This window comes from Wenyingzhuangia sp., assembly GCF_039768515.1.
Classification (GTDB): Bacteria; Bacteroidota; Bacteroidia; order Flavobacteriales; family Flavobacteriaceae; genus Wenyingzhuangia.
The window spans coordinates 39,454-58,463 of the sequence record NZ_JBDNAI010000005.1; the positions used below are offsets into that span (position 1 = coordinate 39,454).

21 protein-coding genes and 1 tRNA gene are annotated in these 19,010 nt (G+C 32.5%); 13 read left to right on the plus strand and 9 right to left on the minus strand.

Features of this window, described 5'->3' with window-relative positions; all coding sequences use genetic code 11:
- The first annotated feature begins 5 nt into the window (after positions 1 to 5).
- The 5 genes from ABF281_RS00345 (at position 6) to ABF281_RS00365 (ending at position 2,743) form a co-directional block, all read left to right on the plus strand.
- The gene (locus ABF281_RS00345) at positions 6 to 497 is read left to right on the plus strand and encodes a TlpA disulfide reductase family protein (protein WP_347179714.1); all 492 of its coding nucleotides are present in this window, start codon (positions 6 to 8) and stop codon (positions 495 to 497) included.
- An 11-nt stretch (positions 498 to 508) separates the two neighbouring features.
- Positions 509 to 1,267, plus strand: a complete 759-nt coding sequence (gene tpiA, locus ABF281_RS00350) for a triose-phosphate isomerase (protein ID WP_347179715.1) — start codon at positions 509 to 511, stop codon at positions 1,265 to 1,267.
- Positions 1,268 to 1,345: 78 nt separating this feature from the next.
- A complete protein-coding gene (gene prmA, locus ABF281_RS00355; protein WP_347179716.1) occupies positions 1,346 to 2,173 on the plus strand; it encodes a 50S ribosomal protein L11 methyltransferase in 828 nt (275 codons plus the stop codon).
- Between the two features lie 20 nt (positions 2,174 to 2,193).
- Complete coding sequence (locus ABF281_RS00360) at positions 2,194 to 2,469, plus strand: ATP-dependent Clp protease adaptor ClpS (protein WP_347179717.1); 276 nt, start codon at positions 2,194 to 2,196, stop codon at positions 2,467 to 2,469.
- Position 2,470: 1 nt separating this feature from the next.
- Positions 2,471 to 2,743 (plus strand): hypothetical protein, encoded by a 273-nt coding sequence (locus ABF281_RS00365; protein WP_347179718.1) that lies wholly within the window; start codon positions 2,471 to 2,473, stop codon positions 2,741 to 2,743.
- A gap of 40 nt (positions 2,744 to 2,783) precedes the next feature.
- On the opposite strand, the gene ABF281_RS00370 is transcribed toward ABF281_RS00365, so the two are convergent.
- Positions 2,784 to 2,857 (minus strand) — tRNA-Arg (locus ABF281_RS00370).
- Between the two features lie 246 nt (positions 2,858 to 3,103).
- Between ABF281_RS00370 and ABF281_RS00375 the strand changes: the two genes are divergently transcribed.
- Positions 3,104 to 4,042, plus strand: a complete 939-nt coding sequence (locus ABF281_RS00375) for a calcium/sodium antiporter (protein ID WP_347179719.1) — start codon at positions 3,104 to 3,106, stop codon at positions 4,040 to 4,042.
- 60 nt (positions 4,043 to 4,102) lie between these two features.
- Here ABF281_RS00375 and ABF281_RS00380 read toward each other — a convergent pair whose 3' ends face one another.
- From ABF281_RS00380 to ABF281_RS00395, 4 genes are all read right to left on the minus strand, one after another.
- Positions 4,103 to 6,598, minus strand: a complete 2,496-nt coding sequence (locus tag ABF281_RS00380; RefSeq protein WP_347179720.1) for an outer membrane beta-barrel protein — start codon at positions 6,596 to 6,598, stop codon at positions 4,103 to 4,105.
- Between the two features lie 251 nt (positions 6,599 to 6,849).
- Positions 6,850 to 7,563, minus strand: coding sequence for a heavy-metal-associated domain-containing protein (locus ABF281_RS00385; protein WP_347179721.1), 714 nt, complete (start codon positions 7,561 to 7,563; stop codon positions 6,850 to 6,852).
- Positions 7,564 to 7,663: 100 nt separating this feature from the next.
- On the minus strand, positions 7,664 to 8,026 hold the full coding sequence (locus tag ABF281_RS00390) for a PUR family DNA/RNA-binding protein (protein WP_347179722.1): 363 nt from the start codon (positions 8,024 to 8,026) through the stop codon (positions 7,664 to 7,666).
- A gap of 56 nt (positions 8,027 to 8,082) precedes the next feature.
- Positions 8,083 to 9,840: an ABC transporter ATP-binding protein gene (locus ABF281_RS00395; protein WP_347179723.1), complete on the minus strand. Its 1,758-nt coding sequence runs from the start codon at positions 9,838 to 9,840 to the stop codon at positions 8,083 to 8,085.
- Between the two features lie 178 nt (positions 9,841 to 10,018).
- Here ABF281_RS00395 and nusB point away from each other — a divergent pair, with 178 nt between their 5' ends.
- Both nusB and yajC read left to right on the plus strand, forming a co-directional pair.
- Positions 10,019 to 10,957, plus strand: coding sequence for a transcription antitermination factor NusB (gene nusB, locus ABF281_RS00400; protein ID WP_347179724.1), 939 nt, complete (start codon positions 10,019 to 10,021; stop codon positions 10,955 to 10,957).
- 60 nt (positions 10,958 to 11,017) lie between these two features.
- The gene (gene yajC / locus ABF281_RS00405) at positions 11,018 to 11,311 is read left to right on the plus strand and encodes a preprotein translocase subunit YajC (RefSeq protein ID WP_347179725.1); all 294 of its coding nucleotides are present in this window, start codon (positions 11,018 to 11,020) and stop codon (positions 11,309 to 11,311) included.
- A gap of 77 nt (positions 11,312 to 11,388) precedes the next feature.
- Here the strand turns inward: yajC and ABF281_RS00410 are convergent, their stop codons facing one another.
- Entirely contained in the window at positions 11,389 to 12,312 is a 924-nt protein-coding gene (locus ABF281_RS00410) for a LysR family transcriptional regulator (protein ID WP_347179726.1), read from the minus strand.
- 88 nt (positions 12,313 to 12,400) lie between these two features.
- Between ABF281_RS00410 and ABF281_RS00415 the strand changes: the two genes are divergently transcribed.
- The gene (locus ABF281_RS00415) at positions 12,401 to 12,670 is read left to right on the plus strand and encodes a hypothetical protein (protein ID WP_347179727.1); all 270 of its coding nucleotides are present in this window, start codon (positions 12,401 to 12,403) and stop codon (positions 12,668 to 12,670) included.
- Positions 12,671 to 12,774: 104 nt separating this feature from the next.
- On the opposite strand, the gene sucC is transcribed toward ABF281_RS00415, so the two are convergent.
- Positions 12,775 to 13,971 (minus strand): ADP-forming succinate--CoA ligase subunit beta, encoded by a 1,197-nt coding sequence (sucC, locus tag ABF281_RS00420; protein ID WP_347179728.1) that lies wholly within the window; start codon positions 13,969 to 13,971, stop codon positions 12,775 to 12,777.
- A 273-nt stretch (positions 13,972 to 14,244) separates the two neighbouring features.
- On the opposite strand from sucC, the gene ABF281_RS00425 reads away from it, so the two are divergent.
- The 4 genes from ABF281_RS00425 (at position 14,245) to ABF281_RS00440 (ending at position 17,777) form a co-directional block, all read left to right on the plus strand.
- On the plus strand, positions 14,245 to 14,907 hold the full coding sequence (locus ABF281_RS00425) for an ABC transporter ATP-binding protein (protein WP_347179729.1): 663 nt from the start codon (positions 14,245 to 14,247) through the stop codon (positions 14,905 to 14,907).
- A 70-nt stretch (positions 14,908 to 14,977) separates the two neighbouring features.
- Positions 14,978 to 15,718 (plus strand): 5'-methylthioadenosine/adenosylhomocysteine nucleosidase, encoded by a 741-nt coding sequence (locus tag ABF281_RS00430; RefSeq protein WP_347179730.1) that lies wholly within the window; start codon positions 14,978 to 14,980, stop codon positions 15,716 to 15,718.
- A 154-nt stretch (positions 15,719 to 15,872) separates the two neighbouring features.
- Positions 15,873 to 17,129 (plus strand): dihydroorotase, encoded by a 1,257-nt coding sequence (locus tag ABF281_RS00435; RefSeq protein WP_347179731.1) that lies wholly within the window; start codon positions 15,873 to 15,875, stop codon positions 17,127 to 17,129.
- A gap of 3 nt (positions 17,130 to 17,132) precedes the next feature.
- Positions 17,133 to 17,777 carry a phospholipase gene (locus ABF281_RS00440; protein ID WP_347179732.1) on the plus strand — a complete coding sequence of 215 codons (645 nt, stop codon included), beginning with the start codon at positions 17,133 to 17,135 and terminating at the stop codon, positions 17,775 to 17,777.
- A 57-nt stretch (positions 17,778 to 17,834) separates the two neighbouring features.
- Here ABF281_RS00440 and ABF281_RS00445 read toward each other — a convergent pair whose 3' ends face one another.
- Positions 17,835 to 18,203, minus strand: a complete 369-nt coding sequence (locus ABF281_RS00445) for a hypothetical protein (protein ID WP_347179733.1) — start codon at positions 18,201 to 18,203, stop codon at positions 17,835 to 17,837.
- 117 nt (positions 18,204 to 18,320) lie between these two features.
- The gene (ytxJ, locus tag ABF281_RS00450; protein WP_347179734.1) at positions 18,321 to 18,692 is read right to left on the minus strand and encodes a bacillithiol system redox-active protein YtxJ; all 372 of its coding nucleotides are present in this window, start codon (positions 18,690 to 18,692) and stop codon (positions 18,321 to 18,323) included.
- Positions 18,693 to 19,010: the final 318 nt, after the last annotated feature.

Here is a 19,010-nt window from a genome sequence, read left to right on the forward strand (position 1 = left end):
TTGATATGAAAAGAATAATTATCGCTGTGCTTACTTTCACCCTATTGCTTGGGTGTGGTTCAAAAGAAAAAAAAGCTTTTAGCCATACATTACTAACAGCACCCTTAATCAATGTTGACGGCGACTCCCTAACTTTCAAGAACCTTATAGAAAGTCATAAAGGAAAAAAAACAATGATTGAAGTATGGGCTAGTTGGTGCCCTGACTGCATAAAAGGCCTTTCTAAACTTAATGAACTTCAGGAAAAGCAACCAAATATGAACTATGTATTCATCTCATTAGACAAAAATGAAACCTCTTGGAAAAAAGGTATCAAACGTTATCGTATAAAAGGAGATCATTATTATGTAGAAGGAGGATGGAAAAGTATATTTGCAAAAAACATAGATTTAGATTGGATTCCTAGATATTTGTTGATAGATGAAAATGGAAAGATCGTTATCTACAGGGCTATTGAAGCTAACGATGATAGAATTACAAACGTATTGAAAAATTAAAATCAAATAAAATGAGAAGTAAAATTGTAGCAGGTAACTGGAAAATGAATAAAAACGTTACCGAGTCTAAAACTTTAGCAAAAGAATTAGTAAACGAATTAAAAGATGTGTCTTTGGAAAACACCAGAGTCATTGTATCTCCTACATTTGTAAACTTAACAACAGTATTGGATGCAACTGAAGATTCGGCAATTGAAGTTGCTGCTCAAAACATGCACCAAGAATCTAGCGGAGCATACACAGGAGAAATTTCAGCAAGTATGCTAACAAATGCAGGAATAAAATCTGTGATCTTGGGACACTCTGAGAGACGTGAATATTTTGGAGAAGATGAAGCTTTGTTAGCGAAGAAAACAGATGCAGCTTTGGCTAATGGTTTAGAAGTAATATACTGCTTTGGTGAAGTTAAAGAAGAAAGAGAATCTAACACACAAGAAGCTGTAGTTGCAAAACAAATTTCTGAAGCTTTATTTCATTTAGAGGCTACCGCTTGGTCTAAGATTGTGTTGGCTTATGAGCCGGTATGGGCAATTGGAACTGGGTTAACTGCTTCAGCAGATCAAGCACAAGAAATGCACGCATTTATTCGTGGTTTCATAGCAGATAAATATGGAGCTGAAATTGCCAATAATGTATCTATATTATACGGAGGATCTTGCAAGCCCGCAAATGCAAAAGAAATTTTTTCTAAAGCCGATGTTGATGGTGGGCTTATTGGAGGTGCTGCTTTGGCTGCTGCCGATTTTGCTGCCATCATAAAAGCAATCTAAGGGTCTAACAAAATATATTTTAAAATAGCTAAAAGCTTTTGCTTTTAGCTATTTTTGCATTTAGAAACATAACAAACAATGAATTACATAGGTTATACATTTACAATTAAACCTCTACAGCCCGCAACAGAAATTTTAATTGCGGAGTTAGGTGAAGTAGGCTTTGAAAGCTTCGAAGAAACACCAACAGGCTTAGAAGCTTACATACAAACAAAAGATTGGAATGAAGACATATTAACAGATCTTTATGCCTTAAAATCTGATGAATTTGAGATTACTTTTACCTATCGAGACATTGAACAAATAAATTGGAATGCTGAATGGGAAAAGAATTTCACCCCTATCCATGTTGATGATAAAGTAAGTATAATTGCTCCTTTTCATGAAAAAACAAAGATGGAGTTTGAGATTGTAATTGAACCTAAAATGAGCTTTGGAACAGGTCATCACGAAACAACTCACTTGATGATTAAGCATTTACTTGAATTGGATTTAACTGCTAAAAGTGTATTAGATATGGGGACTGGAACTGGGATTTTAGCTATTTTTGCAGAAATGAAAGGGGCTTATCCAATCGATGCTATAGATATTGACGAGTGGTGCTATATCAATACTCTAGAAAATATAGAAAAAAACAATTGTAAAAACATCAAAGCTTACCAAGGAGACGCTTCTATGCTTAACGATCAAAGATATGATATAATCATTGCGAACATCAATAGAAACATTCTTCTAAATGATATGGATACTTACAATCGTTGTTTAAACATCGGAGGGAAACTACTTTTAAGTGGTTTTTATACTCAAGACATTCCTTTTATTGAAACCCGCACAAAAGAGCTAGGACTATCCATCGCTAAAACATACACAAAAAACAACTGGGTAGGAATACAATTAAACAAATAATTTATATTTTTACATTGATTATGAGCACAATAGAAAAAAAATCTGAAAGTATAGAGGTTCTTGAACAATTGATTAAAGAAAATCAAATTGTTTTGTACAATGACGATGTAAATAGTTTTGACTTTGTCATTGATGCATTGATAGAGGTCTGTGAACATGAACCTCTACAAGCTGAACAATGTACTATGTTGGTTCACTATAAAGGTAAATGTGCTGTTAAAACAGGAAGCTATGAAGAGTTAAAACCCAAATGCACCAAGTTATTAGAGCTTGGACTGTCTGCTGAAATTAAATAAAATGGAACAATTTTTAAATTATTACAATTTTTCTGCTTTTTGTAAGGATGAATCCTCTTTTTTCGCTCTCATATCGCACGCTTGGATCAAAGAAAATTTATACCTTATTCTTGAACTAAAGGATGAAATTTACAATGTACACTTTACGAGCTACTCTGATAAAAACCACATTGGAAAACAAAAGCCTGATGGCTTAAATACCCTTATTGAAGATTTTAAGCTTGACCATAACGAACACCGAAAAATTGTTCAGCAATACCTCGACTATAATTAATAAAAAAACTCCCAATAAATTAATATTAGGAGTTTAATTGTGACCTCGGAAGGATTCAAACCTTCAACCTCTTGAGCCGTAATCAAGTGCACTATTCAGTTATGCTACGAGGCCTATTGCGGATGCAAATATAGTTCTTTATTACAATGTCACAAAATATATTTTATGTTTTTAAAGAGAATTTTTGTTTCAAAAAACCTCCAACCAATCAATATTAACTCATGTTTTAGGCTTTCCCAAGAAATAATTGTTTGGAGCTATAGGAAGGTAACATAATCTTATTAAGTTTGGCTAAAAATCTAAAAAAAGTTTTTTTCATGCTGATAGAATTAAAAGTATATTCGCACTAAATTACATAGCATGAACGTATTGTATATCATTATTGGTTTGGTATTTCTAATTTTTGGAGGAGATTGGTTGTTAAAAGCCTCTGTGAACATCTCTATTAAGCTAAAAATATCCAAGATTGTTATTGGAATGACAGTGGTTTCATTTGCCACATCCGCACCAGAGCTTATTGTAAGTATTAAATCTGCTTTAGAAGGTTATCCTGATTTGGCTTTGGGAAATGTCATAGGGTCTAACATCGCTAATTTGGCTTTAGTACTTGGATTTACTACTTGTTTAGGAAAAATTGACATCCCCAAATCTTTCTACAAGATAGACTGGCCAATGATGATGTTTGCTTCTTTACTGCTGTATATCTTTATTGGGTTTGATTTGGTTTTAAGCCAGATAGAAGGGATACTGTTGTTTGCTTTGTTGATTATATTTCTGATTTATTTACTTAAAACCAAAGCAAATACACCAAAAGAGGAAAACTTAAAAACAACAGAAACTCCTTTCTCAAAAACGGTCTTTTTATTACTGATTGGTGGAATTGGTTTGTGGGGTGGTTCTGAATTACTGATCAAAGGAGCAGTTGGATTTGCTCATACCATAGGGATAAGTGAACGCATAATTGGCGTAACGATTGTTTCGATTGGGACTAGTATTCCTGAACTTGCAGCTTCTATCATTGCGATAATAAAAAGAGAAAAAGCCATATCCTTAGGAAATTTGATAGGATCTAATATTTTTAACATTCTAGCTGTTTTAGGAATTACCTCCATCATTACACCTATCAGAGTAAAGGATTTACATATTGTATCTCACGATTTATATTGGCTATTAGCAGTAGCTGGTGTAATTCTTCCTCTATGCTTTTTACCTAAACGATTAACTTTTGGGTTTAAAGAAGGAATTGTACTATTGGCAATCTACTGCGCATTCATTTACTTTACCGTCTTTTATTCATAAGCTTTGAAAAGATAAAAAGACAACTAATAAGTCCTCTTTTGTTATACCTAATACGTAGTGTTAAAATTCTTTTTTTCCAAACTCACTTTCTATGAACTTTGACTTGTTTCTTAGCTTGTTAAATGTATAAGTTAAATTTAAACTAATCATATCTACTTCATAAATATAGTTAGTTGTTGTGTAGAACTCATTAGCTCTTGAAGTCGTTATACGCTGTTCATTTGTATTTAATATACCCAAATCCATATTTTGCCACTGTAAAGTAGCTGCAAGATTATCCTGCAAGAAAAATTTTCTAAGGATTAAGTTTGGTGTATAAAATCTTGAATCCTCTCCCATAGCTGTAACTCTATCAGAAAGATAATTAAGTGTAAACTGAAGAGATGCATTTTGCCAAAAATCATAAGTTGAATTTATACTTAAAGAATAATTGGCTGACTTACTATCAATATCGTATGTTCTTGTTTTTCCATCTCTATGCTCAAAACCCATCACCCCATCAACTGCATAACTGTAGAGATTGGCTCCAATAAAAGTAGTAAAATTTTCAGAAGACTTTAGAGTAGCCCCTACCTCTAACCCGATAGTATTACTTTTTCCAACATTTGAATATACTCTATTTAAAATATGATCAATGACCTCACCATTAGACTCGTATGCCAAAGTATTTACCCTATTGATGACATTTTTAGTTTGTCTATAATAAGTATTGGCAAATACAGTGTTTCCACCTTTGAACTTCTTATTGATTCCAACCTCAAACAAATCAATAAACTCAGGTTTTAATGTATTATCTCCCTGTTCATATACTTCTGAATGTTCTCGCTCAGCAAAACTATTCATTTTAAAGGTAGTTGTACGTTGCACTCTTTTACTATAAGCAGCCTTCAATTTGGTTTTATCATTCAATGAATACTGCAATAAAAGTGATGGAAATAGCTTAAAATAACCATAATCATATGGGCTTCGTTTTTGAGTATCAGAAACCAATTCTTCTTGGTATTCTCTATCCATAGACTCCGCTCTTATTCCTGCTATATAATTCCAATTCTCTTTCTTTGATGAGAATTGAAAATAAGTAGAATGTATACTTCTTCTCAAACGGATATCACTAGAAAATTCTGGCACCAAACTAAAATCAAAAGCCCCTTGCTCAACATTTTTTCGCTCATATTTAAATTCACCCATATGATCTAAATGTCTATACTGATATCCTGTTTCAATAGAAGTAAAAACTGTAGGTTTCCAGCTATAATCTAGATTAAACCGTATTCCATTCAAAGGATTATTATTCGTGTTCTTTTCTTGTTGATAAATAGTAGAATAGTCAATATCACTAACATTATCATTTTCTGTTGGACCACCCAGAAAAGTATACTCATATAATACTGACGCTGATAATTTGGATGTATTTTCAAATAGATGGGTATAATCAAAACTAGCCAAAGTAAAATCTCCTAAACGAGTTCTTAGATTATGATTATAGTAAGCAAATTCATTTTCTCTATTTTGACTGCCAACTGGTGAAATGCTATAATTATCATAATAAATATCTGCCAATCTATCTTTCTGCTTCCTACCTGCATAAACCCCTAAAGAAAATTCATTATTATAGTTTGGAGTATAATCTACAGATAATCTGGTATCATAACTAACTTTATCAAAGCTACGCTCACCCTCGGAAGGTAAAAATCTGTGGAGTTCATTTGCCTTATCAAAAATCTCCAAACCTCCTACCCTCCTTCCTGAGATGTCATTTCTTTGATAACTAGCTCCTAATGATATGTTTAGCTTATCTGTCCTCGTATTATAAATAGCATCAATACCAAAACGTTGAGGATATTCTTTGGTCTTATAATCTTGAATTGGTGGAAAACCACCACGTATATTTATTTGAGCATAATCTCCCTCGATAGATAAACTCTTCGTCAATATATTAATGATTCCAGCGGTTCCTTCAGGGTCATACTTTGCCGAGGGCGCGGTAATTAACTCTACACTTTTTACAGCATTGGCTGGTAATTGGGATAAAATGATCGAGGCGTCTCCCTGTGTGGGTTTACCATTAATCAATACCGAAAAACTATTGCTACCTCGTGCACGGAGTACTCCATTTGCGGTAACTGTTATAGAAGGTAAATTTTTAATTAAATCTATTGCACTCCCTCCTACACTATTCTGAAACTTACTTGCCTCAAAAATCTCTCTATCTATTTGATGTAAAACCGAAGGGACTTCAGTTTCTAAATAAACTTTACTTAATTGATTCGTGTGGATTGATAATCTAAGCAAGCCTAAATCAATAAAAGTCTCTTTATTCTCTAGTACTATATTGTCTATTTTAAGTGATTCATAACCCATAAAAGACATCTCTAAAAAATAGTTTCCAGAAGGCAAACCGGCTAGAACAAATTTTCCATTTTTATCTGTGATCACTCCTGTGTTTATTGAACCATCTTGATTATAAAGCGTCGCCGTTGCATACTCTAGAGCTGCATTACTTTCTTGATCAACTAGACGACCTGTGATTTGTGCTGACCCAGTATAAGATAACATTAAAATTAAAAAAAATAGAAAACTAGATTTGAACCGTTTTATTATCATTATTGTAGGGCATTAAAAATGAAACACAAAAATAGTTTTTCTATTTGAAAGAAAGGAAAACTCTAATACAAACATAAGTTGTAGTTCGGTAGAAAAAGGGTTTTTCTTTTACTGGTATTACCTTGTAAAGAGAGATCTAATTAAAGCAACTATATGGCTTGACAGACAAAACATAAGCTATCCTTGAATTTCTATTTCTGAAATTAAACAAACAACATGGCAAACGCCATCATCAACATAATGGTGTTTTCAATAAATGTTGCTTCCGTCATAGGAAGATTAAGAACCGTTCCCAAGCAAGCACACTTAATGGTTTTTTTGTCTAATAATGTTTTGACAACTCCATAAGTGGTGGCACTCAGAATAACAATCGTTATTAAAATAGCAAGATCGACTTTATACCTAAACAAAAACATCAAACCTAATATGGTTTCTATAAAAGGATATAACCAACCGTAGCCATTGATCTTTTTTGCAATAGGATCATACATTTTAAAAGAGTCAGGAAAACCTTTTAAGTCTAAAAACTTAAAAAAACTGAAAACAATATAAAATAGACCCATATAATTTAACATCACTTGCTTGAAAGACCAGTCATTATATTCAATTAAATTACTTGCCAAACTGATGTAAATCAAAATTAAAAACAAGGGTTTTAATTGCTTACGCTTACTTAACCCTTCAGAAGTCTCTTTTGTTTTTTGCGCTGATAATTCTTTTTCGGATAAGCTATATTTTGCTGGAAGAGCATTTCTAATGTCTTGTATTGATACTATGGTTTTAGAATCAATACTGACCTCTCCTTTGTCAAGGTAGGCTTTTACACTAATCACTCCTCTAATTTCACCTAACTTTTCTTCAACACCAGCAACACATCCACCGCAAGTCATTCCTACAATGTTAACTGTTTTGTTCATTATTCTATTCTTTAGGTTAATAGATTTAATGTGAGTACAAAGATCACATTTGTTTTACTTAAAATAAAAACTCAGCTTAAAATAAAAGCTGAGTTTTTTGCTATATGTCTTCAAAATTTACTTCAGTAAAATCTGATTTTGTACTTTCATGATGATCATCGTCACCCTCTTTTTTAAAATCCTTTTGGTGCCTTTCACTGATAACCTCCTCACCTTTTTCACTAATAATATAATCTGTGGCATCTTTTAATTGCTTGTGAAATTCTGTAAAATCTTCCTTATACAAATAAATCTTATGCTTTTGATAATGAAAAGATCCATCATCGTGTGTGAACTTTTTACTTTCTGTAATGGTTAGGTAGTAGTCACCGGCTTTGGTTGCTCTTACATCAAAAAAGTAAGTTCTTCGTCCTGCTCTTAAAATTTGAGAAAAAATCTCTTCTTGGTCCTCTCTTTCTTTCATATTTATAAAATTATCATTTAGCAAAATCAAATATAAAAATTATTATTTAGCGAGCATCATTCTAATTCTTTTTCTTCAAGTTGTTGTTTATACATATCACGGTATATCCCATCTTGATCTAGTAATTGAGTGTGTGTCCCACGCTGAACAATTTTTCCATAATCCAGCACAATCACTTGATCTGCGTGTTGAGCTGCGCTAATTCTATGACTAACAATTAAACTTGTATTGTTTTTACTGATTGTTTTTAAATTTCTTAAAATTCTTTCTTCTGTTTCTGTATCGACTGCAGACAAGCAGTCATCAAAAACATAAATTTTTGGATTTTTAACAATTGCTCTTGCTATTGAAACTCTCTGTTTTTGCCCTCCTGATAAAGTGACCCCACGTTCTCCCAATACGGTAGCGTAACCATTTTTGAAAGAGCTAATATTATCGTGAACAACCGCTTTTTTAGCCGCGTCAATCATCTCTTCATCTGTAGCATCTTTTTTACCAAAACGGATATTGTTAGCAATGGAATCTGAAAACAAAAAAGGGTCTTGAGGCACAAAACCAATATGACTTCTTAAACTAAAAACATTGTACTTGCCAATAGGACGATCATCTATTTTCACATTCCCTGTTGTCGCATCATGTAATCTACTAACCAAATTAAGAACACTAGATTTTCCAGATCCTGTTTTGCCTATGATTGCTAAAGTTTCTCCAGAATTCAATTCAAAAGAAATATCATGCAAAGCCTTTATATTTGTGTCTGAATAGGTCAGAGAAACATTTTCAAAAGCAATAGCTCCTTTGATGGGATGAGACTCTTCTACAATATTGACAACCTCTGGTTCTTGCCTCAAGAACTCGTTGATTCTTTTTTGTGAAGCTTCTGCCTCTTGTATGGTAGAAGTTACCCAACCAACAACAGCAACTGGCCAGGTAAGCATATTTGTATACATGATAAACTCTACAATTACTCCCATGGTAATTTGACCGCCTATATATTGCATACCTCCAACGTACAAAACGATAATGTTTGAAATTCCTATCAATAAAATCATCAACGGAAAAAAGAAGGCTTGTACTTTAAATAAATTGATGTTTTTCTGCTTATTGTCTTGTGCAATTTCAATAAAATCTCGCTTTGTTATGCCTTCTATTGCATATGATTTAATAACATTTACGCCGGAAAACACTTCTTGAGTAAACGTTGTTAATTTTGATAACTGTTTCTGAACAATTGTGCTTTTTTTATTGATACTCCTACTGAGTACAAAAATGGAAACGGACAACAAAGGGAAAGGAATCAAAGTGAAAAGGGTTAACTTTATATCTATCTGAATCATCTTATAAATTGCCACAGAAAACATAATCAACATGTTGATGGTATACATGAGAGCAGGACCTACATACATTCTAACTTTACCCACATCTTCACTAATACGATTCATCAAATCACCTGTTCTATTTTTTTTATAAAAATTAAGACATAGGCGTTGGTATTGTTGATAGACGTTATTTTTCAAATCAAATTCTATCAACCTTGAAGTCACAATAATAGTCTGTCTCATTAAAAAAGTAAAAAAACCTGAGAGAACCGCTAAGCCTATTATCAAGTATATGTTGTGTAATAACTCACTCTCAACAAACGCCAAGTCCGTCAACCTTCCATGGTGATAATCACTAGCAACATTAACAGAGTTTTTTACTATTTCTGGAACTTTAACAGCTAAATATCTAGACGCGATAGATATTACAATCCCCAAAAGTAGTCGAAATCTATATTTATAAAAAAACTGATTGATATATTGTAATTCTTTCATGGGAAAGGATAGGTTCATCATTTAGAGGTACGAAGATAATATATTATTACTATTTTATCTTCCGTTTTTAAGCAGATGCATACATATTTATCGACCATGATATTTTATACATTAATCTTACAAATATTTTTAATTAAGTGTTACTTTTGTGCATTCAAAACCATTAAGTTCTTTATAAATGATCAACAGAAGACATATTCGCGTTAAAGTGATGCAATCGGTATATGCGATGATTCATTCAAACAATGATAATATTGTTAAAGAAGAGAAATTCTTAAGACAAAGTATTGATAAGATGTACGATCTATACATCTTATCCCTAGATATGTTAGTAAGAGTTAACAAAATGGCTGAAAATACTCAAGAAGTATCTAAGAAAAAATATTTTGCTACAAAAGAAGAATTAAACCCCAATCGCAAATTTATAGACAATAGGGTCATTAAAATTTTTAAAGAAAGTGTCTCATTGCAAAACTATATTGAAGAGAACAAATTGAACAACTGGTATTTAGACGACAAATATGTATCTATTGTGTATCACAATTTGATTTCCAGCGACTTGTTTAAAGACTACATGAATGATCAAGAGACCTCTTACAAAAAAGATCAAAAATTTATTATAAAGTTTTTTGCTGAATTTATTGCTCCAGATGAAAAACTTGCAGAATATTACGAGGGTGAAAATATTAGCTGGGCTGATGACATTCCGTTTGTAAACACTTGGATGGTAAAAACAATACAAGAATTAAAAGCAAAAGAACAATTTGTCTTAGGTAAGCTTTACAAGAATAGTGATGATGAAGAATTTGCCTCTGAATTATTTAGAAAAGTAGTTTTAAACCTAAAGGAATTTGAGAAAGAAATTAAAGATAAAACCCCAAATTGGGAAATGGATCGTATTGCAGACTTAGATATAATATTAATTAAAATGGGAATCTGTGAGTTTTTAAAATTTCCATCTATCCCCGTTAAAGCAACGATAAACGAATATTTAGAAATTGCCAAAGATTATTCAACTGAAAAAAGCAGCACTTTTATCAACGGTGTTTTAGATAAAGTATGGAAAGATTTTCAAGATACAAACCGATTAAATAAAATTGGGAGAGGAACTTTGTAATCAAGAAACAAACCCATATGTTTACAAAATATAACAATAACAACTCAAAATTTATATAGAATGATAGCATTACAAGAAGGACCTATGAGTCCAATGTTCTTAATTATTATGGTAATTTTCATTGTGTTTTTCATGATCATACCACAATTAAGAAGAAGCAAAAATGAGAAGAAATTTAAAGCATCTCTAGTCAAGGGAACCAAAGTAATTACAACCGGAGGAATACACGGAAAACTAGTAGAAGTAAATGAAGGAACTGTTATGATTGAAACAAACGCTGGTAAATTACTGATTGAAAAAACCGCACTTTCAATGGAATTGACAAAAAAATATAACACTCCTGAAAAAAAATAACGGTACAATTATCGACACATTACAAGCACAAAAAAAGTGTCTATCTTTTGATAGTCACTTTTTTTTTGTGATATGATTTAAAAATTTCTATACCAATCGAAATGATTATGAATGATCGCATCCTTATTTTCTTTAATAAATTTAAGATATGCCAAACTACTCGGTGACAATTGCTTATCTTTTAGGTAAATTAAATTCCATTGTGTTTCTATAGGTAAATTTGGGATTGAAACAATTTCAATATCATTATTCAACAGTTCATTTTTCATCCCAATCAAAGGCATAATAGAGTATCCCAACCCTGCAATAACAGCTTGCTTCACTGCTTCATTGGAAACCAATTCAATACTTTTTTTGGTTTTTATATGGTTTGATGAAATATATCTTTCCATAGCCTGTCTAGTCGCTGAACCCTGTTCTCTATAAATCAAAGAAACTTTTTCTAAGTCTGAAGTGTTAAAATTGATAGAATTTTCTCTGGCATTAAACTTCCGTGTTAAAAACAACTTATTGGTCATCAATTCAATTTTATTGATACTCATTTTTTCTGGGATGGTTGACACCAAAGCAAAATCGGTGTTATTTTTTTCTAAGCTTTCAATAACTTTAGATTTATTTGTTACATCAATTGTAAAGTCTATACCTGGGTATAGTTTAGAGAATCTTGTCAAAAAAAAAGGAATCACATATTTTCCTGTAGACACTACTGAAATTTTAATCTTACCCGTTAAAATTCCTTTATAGGCAATGGTCTTGTCCTTAATCTCAGCCATCTGATTGACTATCTTTTGACAAATCAATCCTATTTCTTGACCAAACTCAGTAACATGAATTTTTCTCCCAATTACTTCTATGAGCGGTATATCAAATTGTTCTTGTAATTTTTTTACTTGAATTGATACTGCAGGTTGGGTCAGGTGTAATTCTTCTGCAGCTTTGGTAATACTTTTCTTCTGGATCACCTTAAGGTATACAACAAGTTGATGTAACGTATAGTGCATAAACTAATATTTATGATTTACATATAAAGTATAAATATAAATATATAAACATTAATATTGAAATTTGTGAAGAATAAAACTATATAAAATGAAAGATATAAATATTCCAGTCATAGAATTAACCTTAGCTCCAAAAGAAGCAAAAGTTCAATTGAACTCGATGATAAAAAATAATTTATCTCATTTTTCATCAGAAAATTTTGGGGTTTGTGAAAGAACGGGTCACCAATCTAAAGCATTTCTTAACGCCATCGAAAAATTAAAAGAAAAGCAAAAAGGAATTCTTGAACAATTAGAACATTTAACACCTGATCAAAAAGTTAATATCAACTGTGAAATAACACTACAAATAAAATAAAAGTTAGATTAAAGCTTTTAAATAGTCATTTTATGTGATGCCATAACAAAAAAACACCTCCATGAAAAAATCATGGAGGTGTTTATATTTAGTTTAAGATTAGATTAAGCCAAAACTTCTTGTACTTTTTCAGCTGCCTCTTGGAATTCCGTTGCCGAAATTACATTTAACCCCTCTTCTGCATCAATTAAAGCTTTAGCTTCAACAGCGTTGGTTCCTTGTAAACGAACTATGATAGGTACATTTATACTATCCCCCATATTTTTATATGCATCTACGACACCCTGTGCTACACGATCACAACGAACAATACCTCCAAAAATATTTACTAAAATAGCTTTCACATTGGGGTCTTTTAAGATAATTCTAAAAGCAATTTCTACTCTTTTTGCATCTGCCGTACCACCGACATCTAGGAAATTGGCTGGCTCTCCTCCTGCTTGTTTAATCAAATCCATAGTTCCCATCGCTAATCCAGCTCCGTTTACCATACACCCTACATTACCGTCTAAGGCAACATAATTTAAACCTGCAGCCTTTGCTTCAACTTCAGTTGGATGTTCTTCTCTAATATCTCTATAATCTAAATAATCTTTATGACGATACAAAGCATTTTCATCAAGCGAAACTTTTGCATCTACAGCTAAAATTTTATTGTCAGATGTTTTTAAAACTGGGTTAATTTCAAACATTGCTGAATCTGAACTTTCATACGCTTTGTATAGTGCCATCACAAATTTTGTCATTTCTTTGAAAGCAGCGCCTGACAACCCTAAATTAAACGCAATATTACGAGCCTGGAAAGGTAATAAACCTGTCCCTGGATCTATCTCTTCAGTAAAAATCAACTCAGGAGTTTTTTCCGCAACTTGTTCAATATCCATTCCCCCTTCTGGTGAATACATAACCATATTTTTACCTGTTGCTCTGTCCAACAATACAGAAACGTAAAACTCTTCAGTCTCACTCTCTCCAGGATAATAAACATCCTCAGCAATCAATACTTGATTTACCAATTTACCTTCTGCAGAAGTTTGTGGAGTAACCAACATCATTCCAATTATATCATCAGAAATTGATTTGACCTCATCTAAATTTTTAGCAAGTTTAACTCCTCCTCCTTTTCCACGTCCACCAGCATGAACCTGTGCTTTAACAACATACCAGCTGGTTCCCGTTTTTTCGGTTAATTCTTTTGCAGCTGCAACAGCTTCATCAGGAGTTTGAGCAACAATACCTCTTTGTATTCCTACTCCAAAACTACTTAAAATCTCTTTTCCTTGATATTCGTGTAAGTTCATTATTGTATATAAATTAATATTGGATGTAAAAGTAAACATATTCGCTATTCTCATCAAAGTTTTTAATCATTATTCTCCAAATATTTACACATGATAAAAACAATTGATAAAAAACAGTTCAAAAAGATTTAAATATCGTCGATTTGTAGAATAGTTTCCTCTTAATGCTTTTTCATTATTCATTTTTAAATGCTTGACTGATAGAAATAAAACAAAACAAAGAATAGAGAATCTTTTCTTTTTTGTAATTTCGTTGTATTAGACGGATAGCCAATGATCATTGCCAAAAACATTCAAAAAACTTACAACAATTCCAAAGTACTAAAGGGAATTAATTTACAGATCAATAAAGCAGAGATTGTAGCTATCGTGGGACCTTCAGGTGCAGGAAAAACAACATTGTTACAAATTTTGAGTACCCTTGAAAAACCTGATAGGATTGAGGGTAGTGAATTAACAATAGGTCAGCAATCACCTTTAGCACTTAAGGATAAAAAAATTTCTAAATTTAGAAATAATCACATAGGATTTGTATTTCAATTTCACCAACTACTCCCAGAATTTACAGCAATAGAAAACGTTTGTATACCGGCATATATTGGAAACCAAAACAAAACCTCAACTCAAAAAAAAGCTCTAGAATTATTAAGCTTTTTAGGGGTTGCAGAAAAAGCTAATCACAAACCGAATCAACTATCTGGTGGAGAACAACAGCGAGTGGCAGTGGCAAGGGCATTAATCAACCAACCAGATATCGTATTTGCCGATGAACCTAGCGGAAATTTGGATTCTGAAAGCGCTCAAAACTTACACGACTTCTTCTTCAAATTACGAGACCAATACAAACAAACTTTTGTCATCGTCACCCACAATGAGAGATTAGCAAATATGGCTGATAGAAAACTACACATGAAAGACGGAATTTTGGTAGATTAATCTTTTGCTAAAGGATCAATCGCTACAAATACATAAACATTAACATCATCAATCTTAAGAATAGAAATATATGATTGGAATCATAAGTGCTATGCATGACGAACTTTCAGAACTTTTATGTCTTCTAAAACATAAAAAGACTACTGTTTTGGGAAATAGAGAATATTACTCAGGATCAATTGGTTGTCAACAAGTAGTTATCGTGTTTTCTAAATGGGGAAAAGTAGCTGCCGCAATCACAACCACAACATTAATTAACAACTTTCAACCTCAGGAAATTATTTTCTCAGGAGTAGCTGGAGCTATCAACCCTAGCTTAAACATTGGAGACATTGTATATGGTACATCTCTTGTTCAGCATGATATGGATGCCTCTCCTTTGTTTGATAAATTCGAAATCCCTTTAATAGGTAAGTCCGCCATTTTTTCAACTGAAAACCAAAACTTTTACAAGTGTATTAAGCAATTTCACCGTAATTATTTTAAATTTATTTCTAAAGAAGAAGCTGCTATTTATAATATTCAAAAACCTAAAATAATAAAAGGGATGATTGCAAGTGGGGATGAGTTTATCAGTGATACCAACAAGATAGAAGAACTTCAAAAAGAACTACCTTCTCTAGAGTGTGTAGAGATGGAAGGTGCTGCAGTTGCTCAAGTATGCCACGAATACCAAATTGACTTTTCCATTATTCGCATAATATCAGATAAGGCTGATAGCAATGCGTACATTGATTTTCCAACTTTTACCAAACAAATTGCAAGCAGGTATGCAAAAGGGATTATAGAAAATTATTGCAATTTAGTTTAGTTTCTGTATCTTTGAACCACCTTGAAACAATGACAAACAACGCTAAACACTTTTACGCGAAACACCCGTCAGCTCAACAGAGCAAATTTGTTTGTCTACATACCTACGAACACACCCTAGTTCCATTTAACAACATTTTGACCAAACAAAAAGCATGAATATTTTACTAAAATCAGCTACCATTATTGACCCTCAGAGTCCCTATCACAAACAAAAAATGGACATACTCATAGAGGGAGGTATTATTTCAAAAATTAGCAGAACTATCACTTGCCCAGCTTACTGTAAAGAAATAAACCTTGATGATTTAACCGTATCAAAGGGTTGGTTTGATCCCAGTGTCAGTTTTGGAGAACCTGGTTATGAACACAGAGAAACGATAGCACATGGTATTGAAGTTGCTGCAAAAAGTGGATTTACTAAAATTGGTCTAAATTCAAATGGTGCACCACTGACGGACTCAAAATCCATAGTTAACTTTTTAAAAACAAAATCTATCGGAACTCCCGTTGATATTTATCCTATTGGAAGTTTAACCAAAGATAGTAGCGGAAATGAAATTGCCGAGTTATATGACATGCAACAAGCAGGAGCCATTGCATTTAACGATTATAAAAAAGGAATTAAAAATGCAAACCTCTTAAAGATAGCTTTACAATACACACAAAGCTTTGGTGGTTTAGTGATGAGTTATCCAAACAACTGTAACATTTCTGGTGAGGGTGTAGTTAACGAAGGAGTAAACAGTACAAATTTAGGGCTCAAAGGTATTCCGACAATAGCAGAAGAAATACAAATCAGCAGAGATTTATTTTTACTAGAATATACCGGTGGAAAACTGCATATTCCAACCATTAGCACCTCTAAATCTGTAGCATTAATTAAAGAGGCAAAGGCAAAAGGACTAAAGGTAACTTGCAGTGTCAGTGCAGATCACTTAACACTAACAGATGACGAATTATCTAACTTTGATGGAAATTTCAAAATTACACCTCCCCTTAGAACCCAGAGTGATATAAATAGTTTAATCGATGGCCTAAAAAATGGAACTATTGATTTTATTACATCAGACCATGATCCTATCGATATCGAAAATAAGAAGATTGAATTCAGCCTTGCACAGGACGGAAGTATTGGTTTAGAAAGTCTATTTGTAAGCTTACATAAAATTTTAGGTTTAGATCTTTTTATCGAAAAAATAACCATTAGCCCTCAGGAGGTTTTTGGACTTGAATCTCCTATCATCCAACAAGGTGAGAAAGCAAACCTAAGTTTATTTTCAACCAAAGGAAGTCGAATATTTACTAGTGATGATATTTTGTCAACGTCGAAAAACAGTGCATATCTGGGTAAAAAAACAACAGGAAAGGTATATGGAACCTACCACAATGGAATTTTAACACTTGCCTAAAGAATGGACGATTTATCTTTGGAATATTTAGTACAAGAACCCATCAAGAAAAGAAAAAAAACTCCTTTAATTTTAGTTGTACATGGATACGGGAGTAACAAAGAAGATTTATTCTCTTTTGCACCAGAACTACCTGATTACGCCTTAGTCATTAGCGTACAAGCCCCCATATCACTGCCATTTGGTGGTTATGCTTGGTATAGTATTACTTTTGATGCAGATCAAAATAAATTTTCAGATCCAGTTGAAGGTAAAGACGCTGTCCAAAAATTAAATTTTTTTTTGGAAGAAATTAAAATAAAGTATGAGATTGATAAAAACAACATTTCCTTGTTGGGCTTTAGCCAAGGAGCTATCTTGGGTTATGCTTTCTCTTTTACATATCCCGATAAAATTAGAAACGTAGTTGCTCTAAGTGGATATTTCAATCCTGATTTTTTAATTAATACACCTAGAACAAACAAAATAAATTATTTTATATCGCATGGGACTTCAGACCAAGTAATCCCTATTGAATGGGCAAAAAAAGCTCCTAAACTACTACATTCCTTAAAAATCAACCATACTTACAAAGAGTACCCCGTCGGACATGGCATACATCCTGGTAATTTTTATGACTTTAAGGATTGGATAAAAAACCATACCTAAACACAAACGGCCACCCTGTTAGGTGGCCGTTTGTGTTTGATTTAGTACCGATAGTAATTAATCTTCTAGATCACTATCAGCCAACTGAGATTTATCAGAGCTTAGCTGGATTACAGTTGCTACTCTGTGATCATCTCCAAAATTCACCTGCGTAACTAACTCTTTATGCTCTCCAAAATACCAGGTACCTATTTTTTTACCATTATTATACTCCCCTGTAGAATTTTTATTACCTGTTGGTGTATATGATATCCATGTCCCTTGCATTCTTTTATGCGCATCAATAAATCCCGTTTGGGAAATATTACCATTAGAGTGAAAATATGTTACTTTAAAAAGGTCTCCTTGCTTAATAATCTTGATATCATTTTGTGAATAAGATAAAACGCTTATAAATAATGCCAGTATAAATGTGTATGCTTTCATAATAATTGTATTAATATTCTATCACAAAGATATACATATTTTACGATTAGGCAACAATTAGTTAACATTAAATTAACATTGAGAATCAATTTACTGATTTACAATCATTTAACAACATCAAAAGGTAGATTCTAGAATGTCGTAGTGAGAACTATGCTGTATAACTTTACCCTCTTCTAAAAAAACAACTTGAGGAGATTGGTGAATCACATCAAACTTTTCAGCTATTGCAAGAGAAACATCTCGATGAGCAATCAAATCCAAAAGAAATATTTGATAACCACTTGGAATACGTTTTTCAAATTTACTTAAAACACTCGCACTGATAGTACATCGTGTACTGTGCTTAAAAATGATTACTTTTTGTTGCCTAGAAGCTTCAGCAACATCATTTAACTGAGATATGCTAGTCAACATCTTCCAATCTGCTTTGTTATGCTCTTGACCTTCCCCGTTTTTATTCCCTAATATTTTATCAAAAATACCCATTTAATACTTATTATGTTTTTGTCATACAAATATATCACTTCTTTACCGATATGGTATCATCTATAACCGTCTTATCATACACAAGCATAAATAAAGACATAAAGTCTTAAATCAAGTAAAACAATCCGTCATTCTGTCTAAAATTAGGACAAATGTTCACTCTTCACTCCGAGGAATAAAAATTGCTAAATTTTAAAATGACAGCGAATAAATTTAAAATCCTAAAACAATTATTATGAATTTTAAGAATTATACGATCAAATCGCAAGAAGTAATACAACAAGCGCAACAAATTGCACAAAGTTTTCAAAATCAACA